10 protein-coding genes are annotated in these 11,327 nt (G+C 72.2%); 3 read left to right on the forward strand and 7 right to left on the reverse strand.

Features of this window, described 5'->3' with window-relative positions:
• Positions 1-27: 27 nt before the first annotated feature.
• Positions 28-990: an AraC family transcriptional regulator gene (locus AB0F70_RS10045; protein WP_357447010.1), complete on the reverse strand. Its 963-nt coding sequence runs from the start codon at positions 988-990 to the stop codon at positions 28-30.
• Positions 991-1,073: 83 nt separating this feature from the next.
• Here AB0F70_RS10045 and AB0F70_RS10050 point away from each other — a divergent pair, with 83 nt between their 5' ends.
• Positions 1,074-1,910: an NAD(P)H-binding protein gene (locus AB0F70_RS10050; protein ID WP_357447013.1), complete on the forward strand. Its 837-nt coding sequence runs from the start codon at positions 1,074-1,076 to the stop codon at positions 1,908-1,910.
• 45 nt (positions 1,911-1,955) lie between these two features.
• On the opposite strand, the gene AB0F70_RS10055 is transcribed toward AB0F70_RS10050, so the two are convergent.
• Both AB0F70_RS10055 and AB0F70_RS10060 read right to left on the reverse strand, forming a co-directional pair.
• Complete coding sequence (locus AB0F70_RS10055) at positions 1,956-2,474, reverse strand: DUF664 domain-containing protein (protein WP_357447016.1); 519 nt, start codon at positions 2,472-2,474, stop codon at positions 1,956-1,958.
• A 73-nt stretch (positions 2,475-2,547) separates the two neighbouring features.
• The gene (locus AB0F70_RS10060; RefSeq protein ID WP_357447019.1) at positions 2,548-3,183 is read right to left on the reverse strand and encodes a helix-turn-helix domain-containing protein; all 636 of its coding nucleotides are present in this window, start codon (positions 3,181-3,183) and stop codon (positions 2,548-2,550) included.
• 157 nt (positions 3,184-3,340) lie between these two features.
• Between AB0F70_RS10060 and AB0F70_RS10065 the strand changes: the two genes are divergently transcribed.
• Positions 3,341-4,567 carry a cytochrome P450 gene (locus tag AB0F70_RS10065; protein ID WP_357447022.1) on the forward strand — a complete coding sequence of 409 codons (1,227 nt, stop codon included), beginning with the start codon at positions 3,341-3,343 and terminating at the stop codon, positions 4,565-4,567.
• Between the two features lie 27 nt (positions 4,568-4,594).
• Here the strand turns inward: AB0F70_RS10065 and AB0F70_RS10070 are convergent, their stop codons facing one another.
• The 3 genes from AB0F70_RS10070 to AB0F70_RS10080 form a co-directional block, all read right to left on the reverse strand.
• Entirely contained in the window at positions 4,595-6,469 is a 1,875-nt protein-coding gene (locus AB0F70_RS10070; protein ID WP_357447025.1) for a PhoX family phosphatase, read from the reverse strand.
• Positions 6,470-6,605: 136 nt separating this feature from the next.
• A complete protein-coding gene (locus tag AB0F70_RS10075) occupies positions 6,606-7,643 on the reverse strand; it encodes an L-idonate 5-dehydrogenase (protein ID WP_357447028.1) in 1,038 nt (345 codons plus the stop codon).
• On the reverse strand, positions 7,640-9,055 hold the full coding sequence (locus tag AB0F70_RS10080) for an MFS transporter (RefSeq protein ID WP_357447050.1): 1,416 nt from the start codon (positions 9,053-9,055) through the stop codon (positions 7,640-7,642). Before AB0F70_RS10080 ends, AB0F70_RS10075 begins: the two co-directional genes overlap by 4 nt.
• Before the next feature lie 181 nt (positions 9,056-9,236).
• Here AB0F70_RS10080 and AB0F70_RS10085 point away from each other — a divergent pair, with 181 nt between their 5' ends.
• Positions 9,237-9,947, forward strand: coding sequence for a GntR family transcriptional regulator (locus AB0F70_RS10085; protein ID WP_357447031.1), 711 nt, complete (start codon positions 9,237-9,239; stop codon positions 9,945-9,947).
• Positions 9,948-10,259: 312 nt separating this feature from the next.
• Here AB0F70_RS10085 and AB0F70_RS10090 read toward each other — a convergent pair.
• Positions 10,260-11,327, reverse strand: a 1,068-nt coding sequence (locus AB0F70_RS10090) for a DUF222 domain-containing protein (RefSeq protein ID WP_357447034.1), incomplete at its 5' end; no start/stop codon positions are given.

Here is an 11,327-nt window from a genome sequence, read left to right on the forward strand (position 1 = left end):
ATTCCTGCCGTCCGGGGAGCCGGCCCGTCAGGGCGCGGCAGCCGTCGTCCGCGCGCGGTACTCGCTGGGGCTGATGCCGAGCTCGCGCTTGAACGCCGCGCTGAGGGCGAACGCGCTGGAGAAGCCGACGCGGCGGGAGACGGCGGCGAGGGTCGCGTCCGGCTGACGCAGCAGGTCGGCCGCGAGCGCGAGGCGCCGTTCCCGGAGGTAGGTCATCGGAGGCCGGCCCACCAGGGCGGTGAAGCGGCGGGCGAGCGCGGCGCGGGACGTGTTCGTCCGCGCGGCCAGCGTCGCCACGGTCCACGGCTGGTCGGGGCCGGCGTCGAGCAGCCGCAGTGCCTGCCCGACCACCGGGTCGCCGTGGGCCCGGTACCAGGCAGGCAGCGGTGCGCCGGGGCGGTTGAACCAGGCGTGCAGCGCGGCGATGAGCATCAGGTCGAGCGTGCGATCGAGCAGGGTCTGTTGTCCCGGCCCGGCGGTGGAGAGATCGTCCAGGATGGTGGGGCTGACCGGGCACGATCCCTCGTCCGCGCGGACGATCGCGAGTGTCGGCAGTGCCGCGACCAGCGGGCCTGGCACGCCGTCGCGCATCGTGTACCGGCCGCTGAACAGCAGGGTCGGGACGGTCGTGGCCCCGCCAGCGATCGGGGCAACCGGGACAGCCGGAGCAGTCGGCTGGTAGTGGTCGTCCGTGACCACATAGGGCCCGCCACCGGTCAGCACGGCGATGTCGCCGGGGCCGAGCCGCGCGGCGTCGCCGCCCTGCGGGAGTACCAGCGCCGGGCCGTGCAGGGCGCCGATCAGGGCCAGCGGCGAGCCCCCGTCGAAGTGCTGCTCCCAGATGCCGGTACGCGCCGACTGGTGGAAGACCGCCCCGCGCGTGCGGACCCCGTCGAGCATCTCCGCAATCGGGTCGGCGGCGGCCGCCGTCGGCGCTTCCGTGCCCGCCTGCGCGCCCGCCGTCATGCCCGCCTTCAAGCTGGCCCCCATGCTCGCCAGCGTAGACGAACGAGTATGCGGGCGAGCCTGCTCGCCATGGCCCGCCGTCGGCCGCGAACGATTGACTGGAGGGCATGAGCGACGAACTGATCCTGGTCACAGGCGCGACGGGCAAGACGGGACGGCGGGTGGTGCGACTGCTCCAGGAGCGGGGCATCCCCGTACGGGAGGGTTCGCGCTCCGGCAGCACCCGGTTCGACTGGGACGACCCGGCCACCTGGGAGCCGGCGCTGCGCGGCGTGACGGCGACGTACCTGGTCGTCCCCGCGCTCGGCGCCCCGCAGGCGACCGAGGCGCTGGCCGCGTTCGCCCGGCAGGCGGCCGGCCTGGGCGTCCGGCGCGCGGTGCTCGTGTCGCTGCCCGCCGCCGGGACCGCCGACCACGGCCCGGTAGCGGCAGCCGAGCAGGCACTCGGCGAGGCCGGCCTGGCCTGGACGGCGCTGCGGTTGCGCTGGTTCTTCCAGAACTTCAGCGAGGACTTCCTGCGTGACCCCGTCCTGAGCGGCGAGGTCCGGCTCCCCGCCGGTGACGCCCGGGAGGCGTTCGTCGACGCCGACGACATCGCCGAGGTGGCGGTCGCCGCGCTGACCGGCAGCGGGCACGACGGCAAGGCGTACGAGCTGACCGGCCCGCGTCTGCTGACGTTCCACGACACGGTCGCGGCGATCGCCGAGGCGACCGGCCGCGACGTCCGCTACGTGCCCCTGACCGCCGAGGAGTACGCGGACGAGCAGCGCGCGCTCGGCGTACCGGAGGAGTGGGTACAGGTGTCGGACGGCTTTTACGCGCAGTTCCGCAGCGGCGACCTGGCCTCGGTCAGCGGCGACGTCGAGCGGGTGCTCGGCCGCCCGCCCCGCGACTTCGCGGACTTCGTCAAGGCCGCTGTGGCCGACGGCGCTTGGTCGGCCTGAGCGGGCGGGGCCTGAGCGGGCGGGCCTGAGCGGCCGGCCCGCCGGTCACCCCTCGCGTCGGCGCAGCACGACACCTCGGAGGAAGCCCGCCTGGCCGGCGTGCTGCATGTCGTCGTTGATCACGCTGACGAGCCGCACACCGAGGGTGACCGGCGGGTCCCACGACTCGTCGATCACCCGGTCGAGGTCGTCGTCGGACAGGGTGCTCAGGTAGCGCAGCGTGCGTTCGTGCACCGCGTCGTGATAACCCGTGAGCAGGTCGCCCGACGGGACCCGGACGGCGGAGACCTCGTCGGTGTCGTGCCCGTACCCGGTCTCCTCGGCCGGGAAGGGCAGCCCGAAGCGGCGGTCCCACCCGTCGTCCGACCAGACCTGGCTGGTGCCCGCCGCGTCCGCGACGTGGTCGTCCTGGACCCGGGTCAGGTGCCAGACGAGCCAGGTGATCGAGTTCGCGTCCTCGTCGAGGCGAAACGCGAGCTCCTCGCCCGACAGCCCGAGGACGGCGCTGTGCACCGTCTCCTTGATCCGGCCGAACGCATCTACGAGCAGGTCGGTACCGCGCATGACGATCGTTCCTCTCGAGCTCGACGTCTCGTTCCAGTGCCACGATGCCACGACGGGCCGGGTGGCCGCGGTGTCAGCGCAGCAGGTCCATCGGATCAGGGGTGAGCGGCTTGCCGGGCAGCGTCGAACCGGACCCCGTCCGTAGCCCGTCCAGGGTCAGGGCCAGCATCCGGGCGTGCACGGTGTCCGGCAGCGCTCCGGCGGAGGCCCGCAGCCCGCTGATCACGAGGGTGATCAGGATGACCACGTCACCGGTGTCGACGTCCGGACGGAGCGTTCCCGCCTGCTGCCCGGCGCGGACCAGGCCGTTGATCACGGACAGCAGCTCCTGGGCGGTAGCCAGAGCCTCGGGGTCGTCCAGGATGACCGTCCGGATGGCCGGAGACAGCACCGTGGAGCGCAGGGTGAACCAGAGGTCCGGCAGGTTCTCGAGCACGCCGAGGAACGACTCCCAGCCCTGCCCGCCGTCGGCCTGGGCTCGGTTCGCGTGCGTCAGCAGGACGGCGAGGCTCTCGCGCGCGACCTCCCGGACCAGCGCCTCGCGGTCGGGAAACCGCCGGTAGAGCGTTCCGACGCCGACGCCTGCCCGCCGGGCGATCTCCTCCATCGGTACGTCAGCACCGCGCTCGGCGAACAGGGTCTTGGCCGCCGCGACGATCTGGTCGCGGTTGCGGCGCGCGTCGATCCGAAGCGCCTGCGGCTCCGTCATCGCGTCACGCACCTTCGTCGTCGGGTCGGCTCCAACTATCTCATTCGCTCTATCTGATTCGCTGCCGGGCTAAATGTGGACGGAAGGGTTCCGGTTTGTTAGCGTCCGAGTAACCGGAGGGAATCCTTCCGGATAAGGCCAGCCAAGGGAGCCGATCGTGACCGCAGAAGCGCTACCTACCCTTCCCATCGGACGCACCTGTCCTTACGCCCCGCGCGCGGAGCACGTCCGGCTCCAGGAGCAGGAGCCGGTCAGCAAGGTCACGCTGCCCTCGGGGAGCGACGCCTGGGTCGTCGCCCGCTTCGGCGACGTCCGCACGGTGCTGTCGGACGCCCGCTTCAGCGCCGACCGGGACCGCCCCGGGTTCCCCCGGATCGGCTCCCAGGACCTGGAGCCCGCCGAGCGACCCGCGTCGCCGTTCCCCAAGATGATGCTCTCCATGGACGCACCGGAGCACGGACCCGCCCGCCGCGCGGTGCTCGGTGAGTTCACCCATCGCCGGCTGGCCGCGCTCGAGCCGCGCATCCAGGAGATCGTGGACGAGCACATCGACGCGATGCTCGCGGGGCCGCGCCCGGTCGATCTGATCCAGGCGCTGGCGCTACCGGTCCCGTCGCTGGTGATCTGCGAGCTGCTCGGTGTGCCGTACGAGGACCACGACTTCTTCCAGGAGCGGTCGGCGCTGATCGTGAAGCAGAACGATCGGCCAGAGGACGCCCCCAACGCCCAGCGGGCCATGCAGGAGCTCGCGGGCTACCTCGACGGGCTGCTGCGAGCCAAGGAGGAGACTCCCGCCGACGACCTGCTGGGCCGGCAGATCCTCCGGCAGCGTGAGACGAACGGCGCCGTCGACCGGGCGGAGCTGGTCGGCCTGTCCTTCCTCCTGCTGGTCGCGGGGCACGAGACGACGGCGAACATGATCGGGCTGGGCGTGCTCGAGCTGAGCCAGAATCCGAAGGCGCGCGAGACGATCCAGCAGGACCCGGACAAGACCTTGTCCGCCGTCGACGAGATGCTGCGCTACTTCACCATCGCCGAGCCCGTGCTCGCGCGGACCGTGACGGAGGACGTCGAGCTGGGCGGCCAGCTCCTCAAAGCCGGGGACGGCGTCCTGACGCTCTCGCACGTGGCCAACCGCGACCCTGAGGTGTTCGAGGATCCGGACGAGTTCGACGTGGAGCGCGGCGGCCGTCGTCACCTCGCCTTCGGCTACGGCGCGCACCAGTGCCTCGGCCAGAACCTCGCCCGGCTGGAGCTGCAGGTCGTCGTCGACACCCTGCTGCGCCGTATCCCCGGCATCCGTCCGGCCGTGCCCGTCGAGGACCTGACGTTCAAGGACGACGCGATCGTCTACGGGCTCCGCGAGCTCCCGGTGACCTGGTAGCCCTCACCGGGAGCTCGCCCGAGAGGGCTACGCGCCGACCACCCCGCCGTCCTCCCGGGTGATGACGATCGTGGCGGACCGCGGGCGGCCGGTCGGGCTGTAGTCGGGCCAGCTCGAGCTGGCGCGCGGGTTCTCCGGAGTTCCCGTGTCGCCGGGGTGCTGGATGTTGACGAACAGGGACCGGCCGTCCGGGGTGGCGGTGATGCCGGTGATCTCGCAGCGCGGGGGACCCACCAGGAACCGGCGGATGTCGCCCCGCCGGGTGTCGGCCACGAGCATCTGGTTGTTCTGGTTGGCGCCGTCGACCTGGGGCTGGGCGCCGTCGGTCAGGATCCAGAGCCGGCCGACGGCGTCGAACCAGAGGCCGTCGGGGGAGCCGAACGCCTGGTCCGGCGGGACCGTGGCGCCGCTGGCCTGGTCCCCGGCGAGCAGGAAGATGTCCCAGTCGAACCGCACCGCGCTCGGGTTGCCGTCCTCGTCGATCTTCATGATGTGCCCGAACCGGTTGTTCAGGCGCGGGTTCGCCGCGTCCACGGTCTCGGTGCGCGCGGTGTTGTTCGTGCAGGTGAAGTACACGGCGCCGGTGCCCGGCTGCACCGTGCACCACTCCGGCCGGTCCATCGGCGTCGCGCCGACGGCGTCGGCGGCGAGGCGTGTGTGGATCAGCACCTCGGCCTGGTCCGCGAAGCCGTCCGCCGCGGTCAGCCCGGGCTCGCCGTGCACCAGGGGGAGCCACCGGCCGGAGCCGTCCTCGTCGAACCTGGCGACGTACAGCGTGCCCTCGTCGAGCGGGCTGCGCCCGGCCCGGCGCGCCTTGGCGATCGGCTCCGCGCCCACGAACTTGTAGAAGTAGTCGAACTGCGTGTCGTCGCCCATGTAGACGACGGCCTCGCCCCGGCGCCCCCGCACGACGACGGCGTTCTCGTGCTCCATGCGGCCCAGCGCCGTGCGCTTCTTCGGCGTCGACCCCGGGTCGAACGGGTCGACCTCCACCACCCAGCCGAACCGGTTGAACTCGTTCGGCTCGGTCCGCATGTCGAACCGGCTCTCGGTGGTGTGCCAGGGGTACGGGCTCTCCGAGCCGATGCCGTAGCGCTCCTCGACCGACCCGGCGGGCGGCGGCTGCTCGCCGTAGTAGAAGTACTTGTTGATCGTCTCCTCGCAGGTCAGGTACGTGTCCCACGGCGTGGGGCCGCTGGCGCAGTTGTTCAGGGTGCCCAGCACCCGCACGCCCTCGGGGTCCGCGTTCGTGCGCATCAGGGAGTGCTTGGCCGCGGGGCCGGTGATCTCGATCGGCGTGGTCATGGTGATCCGGCGGGCGAACCGCGACTCGGCGACGTGCCAGCCGCCGTCGCGGTCCTCCTCGACCTGGATGACCGAGACGCCGTGCGCCGCCATCGACTTGGCGGTCTTCTCGGGGGACCAGGCCGCCCGGCCGTCCGTGTGCAGCAGGTTCTCGGTGGTGGCCTCGTGGTTGACGCAGAGCAGGCCGGAGCGGCGGTCCCGCAGCGGGAAGAACCACATGCCGTCGTGGTGGTCCCCGGCCTGCCGGGCCTGGTCGGCCGCGCTGTTGCTCGCGTCCTCGGCGAAAGCCGGCCCGGACGGGACGATCGGGTGGCCCCACGGGTAGAGGACCTGGTAGCGGTAGCCCGGCGGCAGCACGACGGCGTCCGCCGTGCTGGGCGCGACGGCGGGGAAGCCGAGCAGCGGCCGCCCTCCGCCGTGTCCGCCGCCGTGCCCACCTGCGTGGACCGCGCTCTCCGCGACGCCGGCCGCGGCGTCCGGGTCCCCGAAGAACGCAGCGGCGGCGGCAGCCAGGCCGCCGGCCATCGCGGTCCGGCGGGACAGGCGGAGCTCGGCGAGCTCGGAGATCGACGGCGGACGGGGCATGTCGGCGTTCACTGAGGGCTCCAACCTAGGGGCGCGGACCGCTGAGCGGCCGGGACGCGTGCCACGGTAGGTAGCCGAGATGGCCGGGTCCCCACACCCATGTGAACGACGGCGAAAGACGGTCCGAGTGCAGGTCAGGCCCCGGGGCTCAGTCGCAGGACAGGCGGATCAGCACCTTGCTGCTGCCCGGGCCGGCGGCAGCGGCCAGCGCCTCGCCCGCCTGCTCGATGCCGAAGCGGTGCGTGACCACCGCGGACACGTCGAGCCCGTCGCCGAGGGCAGCGAGGGCGTCGCCGATCTCCTCGACGAACCGGTAGGCCCCGACCCACGTGATCTCGCGGGTGACGAGGTCGCCGAGGGCAGCAGGTGCGGCAGTCCCGGGCAGGTTGCCGACCTGGACGACGGTGCCGCCGCGCGCGGTGGCCCGCAGCACCCCGCCCAGGGCCGCCGGCGCGCCGGAGGCCTCGAACACGAGCTCGCAGTCCTCGGGCAGCCGGTCGCCCGAGCCGATGTCGAGGACCCGGTCGGCGCCCAGCTCCTTGGCCACGGCCAGCGAAGACGCGGAGAGGTCGGCCGCGGTGACCGACGCCGCACCCGCGTGCTTCGCGGCGGCGACGACGAGGCAGCCGATGGGGCCGGCGCCGTTGACCAGCACGTCGCGTCCGCGGACACCCGCGCCGATCTGGCCCGCGCGGTTCACCGCGTGCATCGCCACGGCCAGCGGCTCGGCGAGGGCGCCCTGCTCGGTGCTCACGCCGTCGGGCAGCCGCCGCAGCTGCTGGGCCTGGACCGCCCGCAGCTCGCTGAACCCGCCGTCGGTGTGCGGGTGGAAGGCCGCCGAACCGAAGTACCGCACCCGCGAGTGCAGGTTGGTCCGCCCTGCCAGCCGTTGCGGCAGGACCGAACCGTCGGCGGCCTGCGCCGGGTGCACGGTGACCGGCGTGCCGGGCTCCCAGCCGGTGACGCCAGGCCCGCTCGTGACCACCCGGCCGGCCACCTCGTGACCGAGGACGAGCGGGTCGCGCAGGACGGCGGTGCCGGACGCGCCGTTCTTCCAGTAGGACACGTCCGACCCGCACACCCCGCCCCACTCCATGGCGACGACCACCTCGCCGGGGCCGGCGACGGGGTCCGGGCGCTCCTCGACCCGCAGGTCGCCGGCGCCGTGCACGACGACGGCCCTCATGCGGCGTCCTCCAGCCGGACCAGGTCGCGGCCACGGGTCTCGGGGGCGAGCCGGGCGGCGATCAGCGTGATCGTGGAGTAGACGATGAGCATCGCGGCGATGGGCCACCAGCTGCCGGTGGCCGCGGTGAGCGAGGCGGCGACGACCGGGCCGATGGCGGTGGCGAGGATGCCGCCGATCTCCTTGGAGAGGGCCAGCTGCGTGAACCGGTTCCGGGCGCCGAACAGCTCGGCCATGGTGACGCTCTCCAGTGCGAACAGGCCGAGGACACCGAGGTTGAGTCCGGCGATCATGCCGAGCATCAGGCCGGTGGTGGTGCCGCTGGTGATCAGCAGCATCATCGGGAAGGCGAGCGCGATGGTGATCAGGGACAGCGCGGTGTACATCGGGCGCCGGCCGAAGCGGTCGCCGAGCATGCCGATCAGGGGCACCGTCGCGAAGCCGATGATGGAGCCCCACATGATGGCCTCGGTGGCCAGCGCGCGGTCCATCGCGAGCGTGGTGGCGACGTAGCCGACCAGGAAGGTCTGCACCAGCCCGGAGTTGCCGGCCTGGCCGAACCGCAGGGCCAGCGCCAGGAAGAACACCTTGCCCTTGCGCTGCTTGAGGGCTGCTTGGAGCACCGGCTCCGCGGTGGCGGTCTTGGCCTCGTCGCGGGAGAGCTCGTCGCTGCGGGAGAGCTCGTCGCGCGAGAGGGCGACGCCGTCCACGACGTCGGCACGAGCCTCGAAGACCGGGCTCTCCTTGACGTTGGTGCGGATCCAGACGGCGAAGATCATGAGCACGAAGCTGAGCAGGAACGGGAGCCGCCAGCCCCAGCTGAGCAGCTGCTGCTCGCTGAGCACCGCAAGCAGCAGCGCCCACAGGGCCGACGCCGCCAGGGTGCCGGAGTTGGTGCCGAGCGAGACCAGCGAGGCGACGAGGCCGCGACGTCGGACGGGCGCGTACTCGGCGAGCAGCACCGTGGCGCCCGCGATCTCCGCGCCCGCGCCGAAGCCCTGGACCAGCCGCAGCACGACGAGCAGGATCGGCGCCAGGATGCCGACCATCTGGTACGTCGGCAGGACGCCGATCAGGGTCGTGGACACGCCCATGAGTGCCACGGTGATGAACAGGACCTTGCGGCGGCCGAGCCGGTCACCCATGCGGCCGAAGTAGATGGCGCCCGCGAGCCGCGCCACGTAGCCGACGCCGTAGGTGGCCATCGCGGCGATCAGGCCGATCGCGGGGCTGACGTCAGGGAAGAAGATCTTGTTGAACACGATCGCCGCCGCCAGCGAGTACAGCTGGAAGTCCATGAACTCCATGGCCGTGCCGAGCCAGCCGGAGACGGCAGCCTTGGTGAGGTCCTTGGTCGACCGGGTGACGGTCTTGTCCGAGGGAGTGCCCGACGGGGTACCTGGTGGGGTCATAGCTGTTTCCGCCATTGGAAGAGTGCTCCTTGCCTTCTTTGGCTTGCCTTCTTGGCTGACGTCGCTGTCTGGAACGCCGGTTAACTGATGTGTGGCAGTTCTTGTATGTAAGCAGCGTCGACAAGGAGGTGTCAACCGTCGTGGTGTGGAAGCGTGCCTCCTCTCGCCTAGACTCGCGGGCATGGGGGAAGCCTCGAACCGGTCCAACAGGCGAGTCGTCTACGAGACGCTGCGCCGCAAGGTGCTCACCCTTGAGCTGCCGCCTGGCGCCTCCCTGTCGGAGAACGAGCTCGCGGCGTCCCTCGGCGTCAGCCGGACGCCGGTGCGCGAGAGCCTGATCCTCCTCGGCGAGGAGGGCCTGGTCAGGGTGTTCCCCAAGGTCGGGTCGTTCGTGTCCCGGGTGGACGCCGAACGCGTGGCGGACGCGCAGTTCCTCCGCGAGGCGGTCGAGCTGGCCGCGTTCGACGACATCCCGGAAGCCCTTGACCCGGATCTGGTCGCCGAGCTGCGCGCCAACCTGGAGCAGCAGCGGGAGGCGCGGCACGACCTCGAGAAGTTCTTCGAGCTGGATGAGGCGTTCCACCACGGGCTCCTGCGCCTCAGCGGGCACGGCAGGGCTTGGTCGACGGTCGTCGCCGCCAAGGGGCACCTGGACCGCGCGCGCCGCCTCGGCCTGCAGGAGACGAACGGCATGGGCCGCTTCGTCGACGAGCACCACTCCATTCTTGATGCGGTGGTCGCCGGCGACGCCTCCAGCGCCCGCGACAGCCTCCGGGGCCACCTCCGCGCCGTGTTCGACGACATCGAGAAGACCCGGCAGCGCTCGCCGGAGCTCTTCGCCGCGGACGACGGGTCCGTCCCGGTGCGCCGCAGCATCGCCGTCTGGGAGTAGCTGGCGGCTACGCGGGTTCGGCGCGGTCGTCGAAGCCGCTGCCAGATTCCGTGCGCGCGCTCGCGGGACGGGACGGGGCGGGGCGGGGCGGCCGTCGCCGCCGCCGCGTCCACCGCGACCGGGGCGCTCCTGTGGGCCCTGCCCGATGTCGTGGGGCTGCCCGCCTACGCAGCGGTGCTCGGGCTCACGGGACTGCTGGCGATGGTGACCGTGTTCCTGGCCGGCTGGCTGGCTGGCCGGCCGGCCAGCGGGCGGGCCGGACACGACTCGTCAGGCAAATAAGTGGAGCGAGGCGGCCTGATTGATTCCCGGTCAGGCCGCCTCGGCGGTCGCCGACGGTGACGGGTCCGGCGGGCTTGGTGGGCTCGGTGGGCTCGGCAGCCGGATCGGGCGGGTTGGGTCACGCCAGGTTCGGCTGGCCGGTCGGTCGGCTTCGGCGGGTGACGGCGGCTCCGTGGTCTGGTCGGTGCCCGTTGGGGGTGGGGCTTCGATGGGTTCGGCTAGGCGGATGCGGTGGCCGTAGGCGTCGGTGAAGGCCCATCCGGTCTCGAGCAGGGCCTCGGCGGCAGCACCGTTGTCCGCGGTGGCGGGCTTGCCGGTCCAGTGCATGGTGATGCCCTTGGTGTCGACGAGCTGGTGGTGGTACCAGCACAGCAGCGCGCTGTTGGTGACGGAGGTGTTTCCGCCGTCGGCCCAGTGGGTGATGGCGTGGTGGACCTCGCATCGTGAGGGTGGTTGGTCGCATCCGGGGTAGACGCAGTGTTGGTCTCGGGCGATGACGGCGCGTCGCATCTGCCCCGACACGGTGCGTTGGGCGCGTCCGACGTCCAGGACGGCGCCGTCGGGTCCGAACACGATCCTGGTGATGGCGCTGTGGCACGCCAGGCGGCGTACCAGCGCTCGTGGTGCACGGCCGCCGGTCTCGGTGAACACCGGGCCACCCGAGGACAAGAAGCCGGACACTGTCCCGGACAACGTCGTATCCGCCGTACCCCAGCCGTTCGGACCTCCACCTGGCCTTTCCGGGCTTCCATCCGGGCTTGGAGTGAGGCTTCCGACCGGCTCTCCAGCCGCTGGGCCGCTGTTCACCGCGCCTGCACCTGCGTCGGTGCCCGTGCCCGTGATCTTCACACCCGCGCCGAGGCGCTTGCCACGACCGGGCCGTGCCTGTCCGCAAGACAGGCACAGACCGTCACGGGTCCGGGTGACCTGAGCGACGAACTCGCTCCAGGACACCGTCACGTTCAGGTGCGGCGCGATGGCCGCTCCCGGGGAGGCCTGGTTGGTGTCCAGGACGACCCGGGCGACGTCCGCGAGGCCCTGCGCGCGACGCTGCGTCGTGGTGCGGGTGTCTTCCGTTGACGGGGCGCCCAGGACCGC

The organism is Promicromonospora sp. NPDC023805 (assembly GCF_040639635.1).
Classification (GTDB): domain Bacteria; phylum Actinomycetota; class Actinomycetes; order Actinomycetales; family Cellulomonadaceae; genus Promicromonospora.